This window comes from Streptomyces sp. ISL-87 (assembly GCF_018614095.1).
In the GTDB taxonomy this organism is placed as follows: domain Bacteria; phylum Actinomycetota; class Actinomycetes; order Streptomycetales; family Streptomycetaceae; genus Streptomyces.
Map to the genome: position 1 here is coordinate 1 of NZ_JAGGOY010000044.1, position 15,971 is coordinate 15,971.

Sequence of the window (15,971 nt, forward strand, 5' to 3'; positions counted from 1 at the left end):
GGAGGACCGAACGCGGAGGACCGCGCGGGAAGAGCAGCGCGGAGGACCGAACGCGGAGGACCGCGCGGGAAGGGCAGCGCGGAGGGCCGAACGCGGAGGGCCGCGCGGGGGTGTACGTGTCCGGGAGGCGGCCCGGAGGCCGGGCGGGGCCGGTCACCCCCGTGGGCTGGGGTCACCGGAGTCACCCCTGTGACGCCCGGCGGGCGGGGTTCGCATTGGCCGGAAAATCCCTGGCTCCTCTGCCCTGTGCTGTGCGTCGCCGCGGGACTACATTGCCCTCGCCCCACAGGCGCGGGGCCAGGGGCTGGGGTGTGGCCGGGGCGGGAGGCATCGATGGTGGGTTCTGGGGTCTTCGCGAGATGGGGCGGTGCCGTTGGCGCCAAGACGGCCGCTGTGGCGGCCGCCGGTGCTCTGGCTGTCACGGCCGCCGCCGGGGCGGGCGTGTGGTGGCTGACGCGGGCGCCGGAGCTGGTGGTCGTCCAGCGCAGTGCGTCGGTGTCGGTCGCCGCCGGGGGTGCGCAGGTTTCCGTCGTCGGGTGTCTGGCGCATGAGCGGGCGCTGGGCGGTGGGTACGCGATCTCCGGTACGGGGTTCGCGACGAGCAGTCATTTCATCGGCGGTGCCTGGCTGGCGGCGGCGTTCAACCCGGGTGATGCTCCGGCGACGCTGACCGCGTACGCGTTGTGCATCAACGCGCGGCCGGAGTTCCAGTCCGGTCTGGAGTTCGCCTGGCGGGCGCATGCGTTTCGGGACCGGTTGAACAAGGTGACGGCGGTGGGCGACGGCGCTTCCATCCACGATCTGTCGACGGATGGCCCGTATGCGGATGCGGCCGGCAATGCCGTGTCCGTGCCTGTCTGCGGCGGTGGTTACACGCTGGTGGGCACCGAGTTCCGGGCCGGGCGGATCCTGGCGGGCCGGGCTGTGGCGCCGGTGCCGCTGGACGGGCTGACGCCGGTGGCGGCGGTGCCGGGCGCGACGATGACGGCGCCGTGGCGGGTGTCGGTCAATCCGGGGACGGAGCTGAGTTCCCGCTCGTTCCCGCTGCCGAGGTCCGAGGACGTGGTGCGCAAGACGCGGATCGAGGATCCGCAGCCGCCGCAGGCGAACTTCGCGGTGGGGGTCCGGCCGATCTGTGTGAGGACGAAGGCGGTGTCCATCGCCAAGGTGGAGGTGCCGGTGTCCGCGGGCGGCAGCGCGGATGCCTCGGTGCGCTGCCCGAAGGAGCGGTTGGTGGTGGGCGGCGGGTTCCTGTTCCCGGCGGCCAACGAGGGCGGCGCCGCCGAGGCCCCGCAGCGGTACTTCGGGGACGGCTGGCTGTTCGCCTCGGCCGACGCGCCGGCGGCCGGGGAGCCGTCGGGGCGCAAGGTGAGGGAGTGGCATGTCACCGGTGTCAACCAGCAGAAGGCCGGTGCTCTGTACCGGAATTCGGTGTGGGTCGAGCACAGCGATCGCGAGACGCTGACCGGCAACGGCTATTTCGACTCGCAGCCGCACAGCGGGGACGACCAGCAGCTGCGTACGGCGGCGGTGCCGGCCGTGCAGCCGCTGATCGCCAGCGCGGTGTGCGCCGTGATCGATGCCGAGCCCACTGAGCCCGCGAAGGGCGCTTCGCCGACTGCGGTCGTCCGGCCGGAGGTGCCGCCGGCTTTGGTGGTGCCGAGCCCGACGGGTTCCGCAGCGCCGTCCGTGCCGGCTGCTTCGGAGTCGCCGTCGTCTTCGTCGTCGCCTTCGGAGTCGCCGTCGCCTTCGACGGGTCCGTCCGGTTCACCGAGCGCGTCCCCCGCACCCCGTACGCCGAGTACACCGCGTACTTCGGGTACGCCGGGCCGCCCGGCCACCGGCAGTCCGACCCGGCCGGGTACGACGCCCCCGGGCAACTCCCCGACCCCGCAGCCGCAGGCTCCGGCGGTTTCCGTCCAGCAGCCGGCCGGCGGCGGCGCGCTGCGGCGCGGTTGCTACGAGACGTTCGCCGGCACGGCCCGGACGCGCCCGGGCGGCCAGCCCATCACCGATGCCCGGCACACCAGCTGGCAGCTCAAGGGGCCCAACGGGCCGATGGTGCTCGGTAGCGGCGCATCCGGCAGCTTCCTGGTGCCCCTGCTGCCTGATGGAACGTATCCGCTGGTGTTCACCGCCACTGATCCGGCGAGCGGTTTGACGGGCAGCGCGGAGATCTCGGTCCGTATCGTCGGCTGCCTCCGCTGAGCGCCCTGCCCCCGGCGGCCGGGGGCAGGGGCAGGGGGCAGGGGTCGGCGGTGACGGTGACGGTCAGCCGGTGCGTACCCGCAGGGCGCGCGCGAGGTCGTCGAGCTGGTCCACGAGCTTGCGGCGCAGCAGCGGAAGGATCTCGGTGTCCTCCAGGCAGGCCCGGCCGGCCTGGAGGTTGTCCTCGTCCACGGCGTAGGCGGGGAAAGCAAAGCGGCCGGCGGCCTCGGCGATGGCGGGGCCGCGGCGGGCGCCGAGGGGGACGACTTCGGTGTAGTACCGGTGCACGTAGTCCTTTACGAGTTCGGCCTGTTCGGGCTGCCAGAAGCCTTGGGCGGTGGCGCTGAAGAGGTAGTTGGACAGGGTGTCGTCGTGGAAGAGCCGCTGCCAGGCGGCGGCCTTGGCGTCCGGCGTGGGCAGGGCGGCGCGGCAGCGGGCGGCGCCTTCCTCGCCGGTGGCGCTGGGGTCGGCGGCCAGCGCGGCGTCGATCTCGGCCTCCGCGACGGCGCCGAGGACGGACAGCCGGGCGAGGATGCGCCAGCGCAGCTCGGGGTCGAGTTCGGGGCCGCCGGTCACGGTGTCGTCGGCGAGCCAGCCGAGGAGGGTGTCGGGCTGGGTGGCGCTGTCGATGAGGACGCGTACGGCGGCCAGCCGCATGCCCGGCTCCGATCCGTCCTCGGTGCGCCGCACCAGGGCGCGGGCGATCGAGGTGAGGGTGGCGAGGGCGGCGGTCCGCTGCTCGGGGGCGAGGTAGCGCACGGCGAGCTGGTTGCGGGCGAAGGCGAGGACACCCTGGACGATGGCCAGGTCCGGTTCCTCGGGGAGGTGTGCCTCGGCGGCGGCCAGGTAGGTGCCGGGGTCGAGTTCGCCGTCGCGGACCATGTCGCGCAGGGAGCCCCAGACGACGGCGCGGGTGAGCGGGTCGGGGATGCGGGAGAGGCCGCGCAGGGCGGTTTCGAGGGAGGTGTAGTCGAGGCGGACCTTGGCGTAGCTGAGGTCGCCGTCGTTGAGGACGAGCAGGGCGGGGCGGGGGCCGCCGACGGAGACGATCTCGTCGGAGGGGACGTCGAGGTCGAGGAGTTCGCGCAGTTCGAGGGTGCCGTCGCGTTCGCGGTCGTAGACACCGGCGGCGATGTGGTGGGGGCGGCTTCCGTGGCGGTCGACGGTGAGGGTCCAGCCGCCGGGCCCCTCCTCGGTGTGGGAGTCCTCGATGCGGGGGGTGAGGGTGTCGATGCCGGTGGTGCGCAGCCAGATGTCGGCCCAGGCGTGGACGTCGCGTTCGGTGTGGTCGGCGAGGGAGTTCACGAAGTCGGCGAGGGAGGCGTTGGCGAACTTGTGGCGGGTGAAGTGGGTGTTGATGCCGGCGAGGAAGTCCTTCTCGCCGAGCCAGGCGACGAGCTGGCGCAGGGCGGAGGCGCCCTTGGCGTAGGAGATGCCGTCGAAGTTGAGGAGTGCGGAGGCGGTGTCGGGGACGGCGTCGGCGTCGGGGGCGACGGGGTGGGTGGAGGGCCGCTGGTCGGCGTCGTAGCCCCAGGGTTTGCGTTCCATGCCGAATTCGGTCCAGGTGCCGGTGAAGCGGGTGGCTTCGGTGAGGGTCTGGTAGCCCATGTACTCGGCGAAGGACTCGTTGAGCCAGATGTCGTCCCACCAGCGCAGGGTGACGAGGTCGCCGAACCACATGTGGGCCATCTCGTGGGCGATGACCATGGCGCGGCGCTGGCGTTCGGTGTCGGTGACGGCGGAGCGGAAGACGAATTCGTCGCGGAAGGTGACGAGGCCGGGGTTTTCCATGGCGCCGGCGTTGAATTCGGGGACGAAGGCCTGGTCGTAGGAGTCGAAGGGGTAGGGCTCGGAGAATTTCTCATGGTAGCGGTCGAAGCAGTCGGTGGTGATGGAGAGGATTTCGGCGGCGTCGGCGTCGAGGTGGGGGGCGAGGGACTTGCGGCAGTGGATGCCGAAGGGGAGTCCGGCGTGCTCGGTGCGGACGCTGTGCCAGGGGCCTGCGGCGACGGCGGCGAGGTAGGTGGAGATGACGGGGGTCGGGGCGGACTTCCAGATGCCGGCGTTGTCGGTCTTACGGTTGCCGACGCGCTCGGTGATGCCGTTGGCGAGGACGGACCAGTGCGCGGGGGCGGTGACGGTGAACTCGAAGACGGCCTTCAGGTCGGGCTGGTCGAAGGCCGCGAAGACCCGCTGGATGTCGTCCATGAACATCTGGGTGTAGAGGTACGTCTCCCCGTCCGCGGGGTCGGTGAAGCGGTGCAGGCCCTCGCCGGTGCGGGAGTAGCGCATCCGGGTGTCGACGCGCAGTTCGTGGGGGCCTGCGCCGAGTCCGGTGAGCGGGAAGCGGTTGCCGTCGAGGGAGGCGGGGTCGAGGGGGCGGCCGTCGAGTTCGACGGAGCGCAGTTCGTGCGGTTTCAGCTCCACGAAGGTGTCAGCGGCGGCGCGGGCGGTGAACCGGATGACGACGGTGGAGTCGAAGGTGTCGTCGCCGTCGGTGAGGTCGAGGGTGACGGCGTAGTGGTGGACGTCGATGGCCTGGGCTCGGAGCTGCGCTTCGTTGCGCGTCAGTGCGGACATGGGGCCCATGCTGCCGGAAACCGCGGCTGGGCCCCAGGTGGCTACTCTTCGCCCGCGGCGATCGTCTCGTGGTGGCGGATGACCTCGGCGATGATGAAGTTGAGGAGTTTCTCGGCGAAGGCCGGGTCGAGCTTGGCGTTCTCGGCGAGCTGGCGCAGGCGGGCGATCTGGCTGGCCTCGCGGCCGGGGTCGGCCGGGGGCAGGTGGTGCCGGGCCTTGAGGTGGCCGACCTGCTGGGTGCATTTGAAGCGCTCGGCGAGCATGTGGACCACGGCCGCGTCGATGTTGTCGATGCTGTCCCGCAGGCGGGCCAGCTCGGCGGTGACGTTCTCGTCGATGTCGTCGACGCCGCTGGTGTCGCCGGTGTCGCTGGTGTCGCTGATGTTCATGGTTCCCGAGAATACGTGGCGGGCGGGCGCGGTTCCTCGGCCAGTCGGTCTGTGAGACGGACGGTCAGTCGGTCTGCGAGGCGGACGGTCAGTCGGTCTGTGAGACGGCCGGTCGTGGCGGGGGCCTCACAGGGGCCGGGTGGCGGTGACCGACACCCGTGGGCGCGGGCGTGAGTGGTGACGCCGCCGTGCGCTTCCTGGGGCGCCGCCCCGGACCCCGCGCCTCAAACGCCGGCGGGGCTGGACCGGGCGGGGCCGGGACAGTGGTGTTCCGGCCCCGCGGTTCCGCATCCGGCCTTACGTACATTTGGGGTATGGCGCCTCGTCCTTCCGGCCGGTTCACACCGCGCGCGCGGCCGGCTCGGAGCGCAGTCGGCCGGAAGGACGGGCTCGGCTCACATTCCGGCGGCCGCCGCCTTGATGTCCGCCGCGAAGGTGGAGACCTCGGTGTAGACGCCGGGGTAGTTCGGGCGGGCGCAGCCCTCGCCCCAGCTGACTATGCCGACCTGGATCCACGCGTTCGCGCTGTCCCGGCGGAACATGGGGCCGCCGGAGTCGCCCTGGCAGGTGTCGACGCCGCCCTCGGGCAGGCCGGCGCAGATCTCCTCGCTGGGGACGAGGTCGCTGCCGTAGGAGGTCTGGCAGCTGGCGTCGGAGACGAAGGGCACGGTGGCCTTCATCAGGTAGCGCTGCTGGCCGCCGCCCTCGCGGGTGGCGCCCCAGCCGGCGACGGTGAAGGTGCCGTTGTCGTAGGCCTTGGTGTCGGCGATCTTGAGGGTGGGCAGGTTGACGGGCTTGGCGAGTTTGATCAGTGCCCAGTCCTTGCCCTTGCCGTTGTAGCCGGGGGCCTGGAGCACCTTGGTGGACTTGACCTTGATGGCGCTGGAGCTGCGGAGGTCGACGACTCCGGCGGTCGCGGTGATGGTCGTGTTGTTGCCGGAGCCGTCCACGCAGTGGGCGGCGGTGAGGACGATCTGCTGGGTGTAGAGGGCGCCGCCGCAGCCCATGGAGAGCCGGACCATGAAGGGGAATTCGCCCTGTGCGGCGCGGGTTCCGCCGACGACGGGCGCCGTGGAGGCGCCGGCGCTGGTGGGCTGGAGGCTGACGGCCGCGAGGGCGACCGCGCCGACGGCGAGGCCGCGCTTGAGGAACCGGGCAAGGGTAGCCACAGTCAACACACTGCCTTTCGTGGGGGGTTGGGCCGTGCGCGTCATCGGGTGAATGACAAGTCCATGACACAACCGGGGTACGGACCGCATCAAGAACGTGTTTTTGGCCAACTTTCGGCAGGACGTCCGGCGAGGGGGGCGGCATGACGGAGAACGGCAGGCGCAACCGTCCGGTCGAGCACGGATTTCCCCACCTGCCGACCGTCCGCACGGCGATCACGGCCCCGTTCCGGCGCCTCTCCCCCGCCGGGATCCGGGCCTACGGGACGAGCTTCGCCCCCGCCGACGCGGTCTTCGGCGCCGACGACGACCTCTACCTGGGGGCGCAGCGGGTGGCCTCCGCGATGATGCACGCGCTGCGGCTTCCCGACGCACGGATGGTGATCAGCTTCCGGGACATGGAGGATGCGGCCACCGTGGAACTGGCCGCGGGTCCCGAGTACTTCATCGAGGTCAACGACCGCTTCCGCACCCACCGCCGCGACCTTGCCGCGGCGCTGGCCCACGAGGTCACCCATGTCCTGCTGCACCGGCTGGACCTGAGCCTGCCGACCACCGAGGAGAACGAGATCCTCACGCGGCCCGCTCAAAGCCCGCTGCGGCCTGTGCCATACGGTGCTCGACTGCGACACCTGACCCGGCGGCCGATTGCGGTCAACATGATGGCCGCAATCGGTTCAGCGAGTGGGTGCAGTGGGTAGCAATACCCCATCGCACAAAGCGAGTTTGCGGACCCGACCCCTCGCCAGGGGGCCGGGCCCGCATTCTTTTGACCGCGGGGCGAACCCGGCCCCGCCGGACACAGCCCAGCGCCGCCGGACAGAACCCCGCCCCGCCGGCGTTTGAGGCGCGGGGGCCCGGGGGCCGGCCCCCGGCAACGGCGCCGCACCCGAACGGGGTCCGGGCGAGGCCCGGAAACCGGAACCGGAAACGGTCACCCGGCCCCGTACACCGGCCCCGGCGGCTCCGACTGGGACAGCAGCCTGCCCACCACCGCCCCCACCTCCCGCGGAGCAAACCGCGCGCCCCGCTCCACCGTCGGCCCCGCCCGCCACCCCTCCATCACCGTGATCCGGCCCCCCTCCGCCTCGAACACCCGCCCCGTGACACCCGCTGACGCATCCGACCCCAGCCACACCACCACCGGCGACACGTTCTCCGGAGCCATCGCGTCGAACGCCCCGCCGTCCGGTGCCGCCATGGTCCGCGCGAACGTCTGCTCCGTCATCCGGGTCCGCGCCGCCGGGGCGATCGCGTTGACCTGGACCCCGTACCGTCCCATCTCCGCCGCCGCGACCAGGGTCAGCCCCAGGATCCCCGCCTTGGCCGCGCTGTAGTTGCCCTGCCCGACCGACCCCAACAGCCCCGCCCCCGACGAGGTGTTCACCACCCGCGCCGCCACTTCCCGCCCCGCCTTCGCCTCACCCCGCCAGTACGCCGCCGCGTACTTCAGCGGCAGGAAGTGCCCCTTCAGGTGCACCCGCATCACCGCGTCCCAGTCGTCCTCCTCCAGGTTCACCAGCATCCGGTCGCGCAGGAACCCCGCGTTGTTGACCAGGGTGTCGAGCCGCCCGAACGCCTCGACCGCCGCCGTCACCAGCGAGGCCGCGCCCTCCGGCGTGGCGATGTCCCCGCCGTGCGGCACCGCCTCCCCACCCAGCGCCTGGATCTCCGCGGCCACCAGCCCCGCCGGGCTGTCGGCCGCCGGCGTCCCGTCCAGCCCCACCCCCAGATCGTTCACCACGACCCGCGCCCCCTCCGCCGCGAAGGCCAGCGCATGGGCCCGTCCCAGTCCGCGCCCCGCACCGGTCACGATCACCACGCGCCCCTCGGCCAACCCGCCCGAACCAGCCATCTCAGCTCTCCTTGTTCACAGTTGCCGCATCCAGAAACACCGGGCGCTCCCCACCCCCGTGCACCAGCAGGCTCGCCCCGCTCACATACCCCGCCCGGCCGGAGGCCAGGAACACCGCCGCCTCCCCCACATCGGACGGCTCCGCCAGCCTCCCCAGCGGCACGGTCGCTGCCACCGCCGCAATCCCCGCCTCGTCCCCGTAGTGCAGGTGCGACAGCTCGGTCCGCACCATGCCCAGGACCAGCGAGTTCACCCGTACCTCGGGCGCCCACTCCACGGCCATCGACCGGGCCAGGTTCTCCAGCCCCGCCTTCGCCGCCCCGTACGCCGCAGTGCCCGGCGAGGGCCGGGTCCCGCTGACGCTGCCGATCATCACCACCGAGCCCCGCGCCTCCCGCAGCCACGGGTACGCCGCCAGCGAGGCCGTCATCGGGGCCACCAGGTTCAGCTCGATGACCCGCGCGTGCCGTTCCGCCTCGCCCTCCGACTCGCCCTTACCCTCCCCCTCCCCCTCCCCCAGCCGCCGGTACGGGGTCCCGCCCGCGTTGTTCACCAGGCAGTCGAGCCGCCCGTACCGCCCCGCGACCGCCGCGAAGAAGTCCCGCACGGCAACCGGATCGCGCAGGTCCACCGCGACGAAGGCCGCCTGCCGCCCGCCCGCCTCCACCGGCTCCCGCGGCGGCCGGCGGGCGCAGACCACGACCTCGGCGCCCGCCGCGAGGAACGAACGCGCGATCCCGGCGCCTACGCCCCGGGTCCCGCCGGTGACGACCGCGACCCTCCCGTTGAGCTCCATCGGCTGCTACCTTCCTCACCTAACAAATGTTTGGTGGAAAGGTAGCTGATCCGCTGATGGGTGTCTCCACCTCAAGCCCGGACAAGGGCATCGCACTTGTCACAGTCGACTTCCCGCCCGTCAACGCACTGCCGGTGCAGGGCTGGTACGACCTCGCCGACGCCCTGCGCACCTCCGGCCGCGACCCCGGGACCCGGTGTGTCGTCCTCGCCGCCGAGGGCCGGGGCTTCAACGCCGGCGTCGACATCAAGGAGATGCAGCGCGACACCGGCCACGCCTCCCTCGTCGGCGCCAACCGCGGCTGCTACGAGGCGTTCGCCGCCGTGTACGAGTGCGAGGTCCCGGTCGTCGCGGCCGTGAACGGGTTCTGCCTGGGCGGCGGCATCGGGCTGGTGGGCAACGCCGACGCGATCGTCGCCTCCGACGACGCCACCTTCGGCCTGCCCGAGCTGGACCGGGGCGCCCTCGGCGCCGCCACACATCTCGCGCGGCTGGTCCCGCAGCACCTGATGCGCGCCCTCTACTACACCTCCCGCACCGCCACGGCCGCCGAACTGCACGCGCACGGCTCGGTGTGGAGGGTGGTCCCGCGTGGGGAACTGCGCGCCGCGGCCCTTGAGCTGGCGGCCGAGATCGCCCAGAAGGACGGCTACCTGATCCGGCTGGCCAAGGCGGCCATCAACGGCATCGACCCCGTCGACGTGCGCCGCAGCTACCGCTTCGAGCAGGGCTTCACCTTCGAGGCCAATCTCAGCGGGGTCGCCGACCGGGTCCGCGACACCTTCGGCACCGGAGCAAAGGCGGAATCCGCATGACCGACAGCACCCCCCAGACCGACACGACCGCCCGGACCACCCCCCAGACCGACAAGACGATGTCCCCGGAAGACGTGGTCGCGCAGCTGAGCAGCGGCATGACCATCGGCATCGGCGGCTGGGGCTCGCGCCGCAAGCCGATGGCCCTGGTACGAGCACTGCTCCGCTCCGAGATCACCGATCTGACCGTGATCTCCTACGGCGGCCCCGACGTAGGCCTGCTGGCCGCAGCCGGCCGGATCACCCGGCTCGTCGCGCCCTTCGCCACCCTCGACTCGATCCCGCTGGAGCCGCACTTCCGGGCCGCCCGCGAGAGCGGCGCCTTCGCCCTCACCGAGCTCGACGAGGCCATGTTCATGTGGGGCCTGCACGCCGCCGCCAACCGGCTGCCGTTCCTCCCCGTCCGCGCGGGCCTCGGCTCCGACGTCATGCGGGTCAACCCGGAGCTGCGCACCGTCGTCTCCCCCTACGCCGACGGCGAGGAGCTCGTCGCCGTGCCCGCCCTGCGCATGGACGCGGCCCTGGTCCACCTCAACCGCGCCGACCGCCTCGGCAACGCCCAGTACCTGGGCCCGGACCCCTATTTCGACGACCTGTTCTGCGAGGCCGCCGACGCCGCCTACGTCTCCTGCGAGCAGCTCGTGGAGAGCGCCGAGCTGTCCAAGGCCGGGCCCCCGCAGTCCCTCCTGGTCAGCCGCCACTCCGTCACCGGCGTCGTGGAGACCCCGAACGGCGCGCACTTCACCTCCTGCGTCCCCGACTACGACCGCGACGAGGCCTTCCAGAAGCTGTACGCGACCATCCCCTGGCCCGAGTTCGCCGGGCGGTTCCTGTCCGGCGGGAGCGAGCACGCCTACCAGTCGGCCGTCCAGGCCTGGCACGAGGAGCAGCAGTGAGCCCAGCGAGTACAGCCGGCACGGCGGGCACAGCCAGCACAGCGGGCACAGCGGCCACAGCCAGCCGTGCCGAATACTGCGTGATCGCCTGCGCCGAGGCCTGGCGCGACAACGGCGAGGTGCTCGCGAGCCCGATGGGCCTCATCCCCTCCTTCGGGGCCCGGCTCGCCAAGCGGACCTTCTCCCCCGATCTCCTGCTGACCGACGGCGAGGCGATGCTGGTCGGCCTCGACGGTACGGCCGAGGGCTGGCTCCCGTACCGGCGTCACCTCACCATGGTCACGGGCGGCAGGCGGCACGTGATGATGGGCGCGAGCCAGATCGACCGGTTCGGCAACCAGAACATCTCCTGCATCGGTGACTGGGAACGGCCGGCCCGCCAGCTCCTAGGGGTGCGCGGCGCACCCGTCAACACCCTCAACAACCCGGTGAGTTACTGGATCCCCAAGCACTCCGCACGGGTCTTCGTCGAGCGGGTCGACATGGTCAGCGGGGTCGGCTACGACCGGGCCGCCGAAGCCGGGGTGACCCGGTTCCACCGGCTCCCCCGGGTGGTCAGCGACCTCGGTGTCTTCGATTTCGCCGGCCCGGACCACAGCATGCGCCTGGCCTCCTTGCACCCGGGCGTCACCGTCGAGCAGGTCCGGGCCGCCACCGGCTTCGAGCTGGCCGTGCCCGGCGAGGTCCCGTACACGCGCGAGCCGACGCCGCAGGAGCTGCGGCTGATCCGCGAGGTGATCGACCCCAAGGGCCTGCGCGACCGGGAAGTCCGGGTCTGAGGCGATGGAGACGGCTTTCACCAAGCTGGTCGGGGTGGAGCACCCGATCGTGCAGACGGGCATGGGCTGGGTGGCCGGCCCCCGGCTGGTCTCGGCCACAGCGAACGCCGGAGCCCTCGGCATCCTGGCCTCGGCGACGATGACCGTGGACCAGCTGCGGGCGGCGGTCCAGGAGGTCAAGTCCCGTACGGACGCGCCGTTCGGGGTGAACCTGCGCGCGGACGCCGGGGACGCGGCCGAGCGGGTGCGGCTGATCATTGACGAGGGCGTGCGCGTCGCGTCCTTCGCGCTCGCGCCGTCCAAGGAGCTCATCGCGCGGCTCAAGGACGCGGGCGTGGTCGTCATCCCCTCCATCGGGGCCCGGCGGCACGCCGAGAAGGTCGCCGCCTGGGGAGCGGACGCGGTGATCGTGCAGGGCGGCGAGGGCGGCGGGCACACCGGGGACGTGGCCACGACGGTGCTGCTGCCGCAGGTGGTGGACGCCGTGGACATCCCGGTGATCGCGGCGGGCGGCTTCGGCGACGGCCGCGGCCTGGTCGCCGCGCTCTCCTACGGCGCCGCGGGCATCGCGATGGGCACCCGTTTCCTGCTGACCTCCGACTCCACCGTCCCGGACGCGGTGAAGGCCGAGTACCTGAAGGCCACCGTCAAGGACGTCACCGTCACGACGGCGGTGGACGGGCTGCCGCACCGGATGCTCCGCAGCGCGCTGGTGGACTCCCTGGAGCGGGCGGGCCGCACCGGGGCACTGGTCCGGGCGGTCCGGCACGCGGCCGGTTTCAAGAAGCTCTCCGGGCTGACCTGGCAGCGGATGGTCCGGGACGGCCTCGCGATGAAGCACGGCAAGGACCTGTCCTGGAGCCAGGTCCTGCTCGCCGCGAACACCCCCATGCTCCTCAAGGCGTCCATGGTCGAGGGCCGTACGGATCTCGGCGTCATGGCATCAGGCCAGGTCGCGGGCGTGATCGACGATCTTCCGTCGTGTGCGGAGCTCGTCACCCGCGTGATGGCCGAGGCATACACCGTGCTGGAGCGCCTGCACGGCATCCACCCCCCGCACCCGCTCGGCACCCTGCCACCACCAGGGTGATCCCCCTTCTCCGCTACGGGAGTTGCCACACATGAGCCGTGCCCGACTCCGCCTGGCGACCGCGGTGCTCGCCTCCGCCCTCGCCATCGGGACTCTGCCCGCAGCCGCGTACGCCGCGCCGGCGGCCGGTGCCTCCGCCAGGCACCACAGGTACCAGCAGCAGGCGGCGGAAACGATTCGCCAGATCCCCCTCCAGGGCGCGGTCAACTTCCGCGACCTGGGCGGCTACCGCACCTACACCGGCGGTCAGGTCCGCCAGGGGCTGGTCTACCGCTCCGACGCACTGAGCAAGCTGACCGCCGCGGACATCACCACCGTCTCCGGTCTGGGCCTCACGAAGGTCGTCGATTTCCGCATCCCGATGGAGCTCCAGTACGACGGCGCCGACCGGCTGCCCGCTGGGCTCACCCCCACCTCCCGCCCGGTCAGCGACCTCGGCCTCTACGGGACCCTGGTCGGCGCGATCGCCAGCGGCGACCCCGTCAAGCAGGAGCAGATGCTCGGCGGCGGCCGCGCCGAGGCCTACATGCGCGACATCTACCGCACCTTCGTGACCAGCCCCGAGAACCGGGCGCAGTTCGCGACGACCCTGCGGGAGATCGCGGACGGCACCCAGGGCCCGGTCCTGTACCACTGCACCTCGGGCAAGGACCGTACGGGCTGGATGAGTTACCTGCTGCTGCGCGCCCTGGCGGTCCCCGAGGACGCGGCCGGGCGGGACTACCTGGCGTCGAACACCTTCCGCGCCACCTACGACGCCCAGGTGCGGGCGGGCCTGAAGCAGTCCGGCCGGATGCAGAACCCGGACCTGCTGATCCCGCTCCAGGAGGTCCGCCAGGACTACCTGGACGCCGCGACCGCCCAGCTGGAGGCCGACTACGGAAGCTTCTACGGCTACCTGACGGACGGCCTCGGCCTGGACCTGCGGACCTTGGCGAAGCTCCAGGTCAAGCTGGTCGTCGGCTAGCGGCCCGGCCCGGCCCGCGACAGCAGTACGCCGGGCAGCGCGGGGTGCTTGCGCTGCCCGGCGTACCGGGGCTTCGGGTGGTCGGCTGGGGGTCCGGCCGACTGGTCGACTGGGGGGCCGGTCGTCGGGTGGACTGGTCGTCTGGCCGTCTGGCCGTCTGGCCGTCTGGGCCGATCAGCCAGCTACGCGGTCAGGAGCTGGCGCGCCCAGCCGCCGGACGGCCGCCACCGGAGCGGCGGCGAGCACCCACCGGAGCGCCGCCGGAGCGGGCTCCGCCCTGGCCGCCGCCCTGGCCGCGGGTGCCGCCCTGGCCACCCTGGCCGCGGGAGCCGGACTGGCCCGCGCCGCCCTGGCCGCCCTGGCCGCCTGCGGAGCGGGCCCGGCGCGGCCGGCCCTCGCCCGCGCCGGCCGACGTACCGGCGCCCTGGGCGCCGCCCGCGCCACCCGAACCGCCACCGGAGCGGCGACGGCCGCCGGAGGCGGAACTGGAGCGGCCGCTGCCGTTGCGCGGATTCGGCGGGGTGGGCTGCGGCACGTCCAGCACCACCGGGATGCCCGAGGGCTCCTTGGCGCCGGTCAGCCGGGACAGCTCCTCGTCCGAGGACTTGATCTGCGCGGTGCGCGGGGAGATCCCGGCGTCCGACATCAGACGGGACATGTCCCGCTTCTGGTCGGGCAGCACCAGGGTGACCACGCTGCCGGACTCGCCGGCGCGGGCGGTACGGCCGCCACGGTGCAGGTAGTCCTTGTGGTCGGTGGGCGGGTCCACGTTCACGACAAGGTCAAGATCGTCGATGTGGATGCCGCGGGCGGCCACGTTGGTGGCGACCAGCGCGGTGACCTCGCCCGTCTTGAACCAGTCCAGGGTCCGGTTGCGCTGCGGCTGGGAGCGCCCGCCGTGCAGACCGGAGGCGCGGACGCCGTCCGCCAGGAGCTTCTTGACCATGCGGTCGACCGCGCGCTTGGTGTCGACGAACATGATCACCCGGCCGTCGCGAGCGGCTATACGCGTCGCCACGGCCTTCTTGTCGGTCTCGTCCATGACGTACAGGACGTGGTGCTCCATGGTGGTGACCGCGCCGGCCGACGGGTCGACGGAGTGGCCGACCGGGTCGTGCAGGAACATCTTGACGAGCTTGTCGATGTTCTTGTCGAGCGTCGCCGAGAACAGCATGGTCTGGCCGTCGGCCCTGACCTGCTTGAGCAGCGCGGTGACCTGCGGCATGAAGCCCATGTCGGTCATCTGGTCGGCCTCGTCGAGGACCGTGATGGCCACGTCGTCGAGGATCGCGTCGCCGCGGTCGATCAGGTCCTTCAGGCGGCCGGGGGTGGCCACGAGCACCTCGGCGCCGCGGCGCAGCGCGCCGGACTGCCGGTTGATCGACATGCCGCCGACGACGGTCGCGATGCGCAGGTTGACTGCCGTGGCGTACGGGGCCAGGGCGTCGGTGACCTGCTGCGCGAGCTCGCGGGTCGGTACGAGGACCAGCGCGAGCGGCGCCTTCGGCTGCGCGCGGTGGCCGGCGGTGCGGGCCAGCAGCGCCAGGCCGAAGGCCAGCGTCTTGCCGGAGCCGGTACGGCCGCGGCCGAGCAGGTCACGGCCGGCGAGCGAGTTCGGCAGCGTGGCGGCCTGGATGGGGAACGGCTCCGTCACGCCCTGGGCGGCGAGGGTCTTCAGCAGCGCCTCGGGCATGTCCATGTCGCCGAACGCGTCCACCGGCGGCAGGGCCGGGGTCAGCGGTTCGGGCATGGTGAATTCTTGCGGCCGGGCAACGGGGGCGGACTTCTGCCGTCCCGCGCCAGCCTTCGGACGTCCCTGGGCCGCACCTCGACCCCGGGTGGGGCGGCGGCTGGGTCGTGCGGAGCTGGAGCTGGTCATGCGGAAATGCCCTCCTGAAACCGGCAGGTACAACAAGGTCGAACGAGGTCGAAACGAGGTCGAAACAGCAGACAAGCCGGGGTCCGCACCTCACGGTGCGGACCCCGGCAAGCTGAAATACTTAGTTGGCGGGGAGGATGTTCTCCGCCTGGGGGCCCTTCTGGCCCTGGGTCACGTCGAAGGACACGCGCTGGCCCTCCTGGAGCTCACGGAAGCCCTGGGTGGCGATGTTCGAGTAGTGGGCGAACACGTCCGGGCCGCCACCGTCCTGCTCGATGAAGCCGAAGCCCTTTTCCGAGTTGAACCACTTCACGGTGCCAAGTGCCATTTTGAATCTCCTGAATAGGCGGCAAGGGCCCCATCCGGAGATTCCGGTAAAAACAATTAAAGCGCCTGTCGGAGCAATCCCGTCAGGCGCACATAAAGTTCATGGGTACCACAACTGCAACGCCTCTAAGCTAGCACACGAAGGCCGGACGTGTCCTACGCGCGTGTGTGACCTCCGTCCTGGACGCCAGCCTGGATGCCAGGACACCCGGGGGGAGACC

The 15,971-nt window shown here is 72.1% G+C and carries 13 protein-coding genes and 1 pseudogene; 7 read left to right on the plus strand and 7 right to left on the minus strand.

Going from position 1 to position 15,971, the window contains the following annotated elements; genetic code table 11:
• The first annotated feature begins 333 nt into the window (after positions 1–333).
• Positions 334–2,208, plus strand: a complete 1,875-nt coding sequence (locus J7I97_RS17275) for a hypothetical protein (RefSeq protein WP_214935853.1) — start codon at positions 334–336, stop codon at positions 2,206–2,208.
• Between the two features lie 63 nt (positions 2,209–2,271).
• Here the strand turns inward: J7I97_RS17275 and pepN are convergent, their stop codons facing one another.
• From pepN to J7I97_RS17290, 3 genes are all read right to left on the minus strand, one after another.
• Positions 2,272–4,788 (minus strand): aminopeptidase N, encoded by a 2,517-nt coding sequence (gene pepN, locus J7I97_RS17280; RefSeq protein WP_214935855.1) that lies wholly within the window; start codon positions 4,786–4,788, stop codon positions 2,272–2,274.
• Positions 4,789–4,829: 41 nt separating this feature from the next.
• Positions 4,830–5,177, minus strand: coding sequence for a chorismate mutase (locus J7I97_RS17285; protein WP_214935857.1), 348 nt, complete (start codon positions 5,175–5,177; stop codon positions 4,830–4,832).
• 395 nt (positions 5,178–5,572) lie between these two features.
• Positions 5,573–6,391: a serine protease gene (locus J7I97_RS17290; RefSeq protein ID WP_214935859.1), complete on the minus strand. Its 819-nt coding sequence runs from the start codon at positions 6,389–6,391 to the stop codon at positions 5,573–5,575.
• Positions 6,392–6,489: 98 nt separating this feature from the next.
• On the opposite strand from J7I97_RS17290, the pseudogene J7I97_RS17295 reads away from it, so the two are divergent.
• Positions 6,490–6,945 (plus strand): annotated as a pseudogene (locus J7I97_RS17295) (hypothetical protein); the annotation flags it as partial.
• Between the two features lie 335 nt (positions 6,946–7,280).
• Here the strand turns inward: J7I97_RS17295 and J7I97_RS17300 are convergent.
• Together J7I97_RS17300 and J7I97_RS17305 are read right to left on the minus strand one after the other, a co-directional pair.
• A complete protein-coding gene (locus tag J7I97_RS17300; RefSeq protein ID WP_214935861.1) occupies positions 7,281–8,201 on the minus strand; it encodes an SDR family oxidoreductase in 921 nt (306 codons plus the stop codon).
• Between the two features lies 1 nt (position 8,202).
• Positions 8,203–8,997: an SDR family oxidoreductase gene (locus J7I97_RS17305; RefSeq protein WP_214935863.1), complete on the minus strand. Its 795-nt coding sequence runs from the start codon at positions 8,995–8,997 to the stop codon at positions 8,203–8,205.
• 56 nt (positions 8,998–9,053) lie between these two features.
• On the opposite strand from J7I97_RS17305, the gene J7I97_RS17310 reads away from it, so the two are divergent.
• From J7I97_RS17310 to J7I97_RS17330, 5 genes are read left to right on the plus strand one after another with little or no spacing between them, the layout of a single operon-like run.
• Positions 9,054–9,812 carry an enoyl-CoA hydratase family protein gene (locus tag J7I97_RS17310; protein WP_214935865.1) on the plus strand — a complete coding sequence of 253 codons (759 nt, stop codon included), beginning with the start codon at positions 9,054–9,056 and terminating at the stop codon, positions 9,810–9,812.
• Positions 9,809–10,708 carry a CoA transferase subunit A gene (locus J7I97_RS17315; RefSeq protein WP_214935867.1) on the plus strand — a complete coding sequence of 300 codons (900 nt, stop codon included), beginning with the start codon at positions 9,809–9,811 and terminating at the stop codon, positions 10,706–10,708. Before J7I97_RS17310 ends, J7I97_RS17315 begins: the two co-directional genes overlap by 4 nt.
• Positions 10,705–11,487, plus strand: a complete 783-nt coding sequence (locus J7I97_RS17320) for a CoA-transferase subunit beta (protein ID WP_374103726.1) — start codon at positions 10,705–10,707, stop codon at positions 11,485–11,487. Before J7I97_RS17315 ends, J7I97_RS17320 begins: the two co-directional genes overlap by 4 nt.
• 4 nt (positions 11,488–11,491) lie before the next feature.
• Positions 11,492–12,577: a nitronate monooxygenase family protein gene (locus J7I97_RS17325; RefSeq protein WP_214935869.1), complete on the plus strand. Its 1,086-nt coding sequence runs from the start codon at positions 11,492–11,494 to the stop codon at positions 12,575–12,577.
• Positions 12,578–12,608: 31 nt separating this feature from the next.
• Positions 12,609–13,544: a tyrosine-protein phosphatase gene (locus J7I97_RS17330; protein WP_214935871.1), complete on the plus strand. Its 936-nt coding sequence runs from the start codon at positions 12,609–12,611 to the stop codon at positions 13,542–13,544.
• Positions 13,545–13,734: 190 nt separating this feature from the next.
• On the opposite strand, the gene J7I97_RS17335 is transcribed toward J7I97_RS17330, so the two are convergent.
• Positions 13,735–15,423, minus strand: coding sequence for a DEAD/DEAH box helicase (locus tag J7I97_RS17335; protein ID WP_251058891.1), 1,689 nt, complete (start codon positions 15,421–15,423; stop codon positions 13,735–13,737).
• Between the two features lie 121 nt (positions 15,424–15,544).
• Entirely contained in the window at positions 15,545–15,751 is a 207-nt protein-coding gene (locus J7I97_RS17340; RefSeq protein WP_030707191.1) for a cold-shock protein, read from the minus strand.
• Positions 15,752–15,971: the final 220 nt, after the last annotated feature.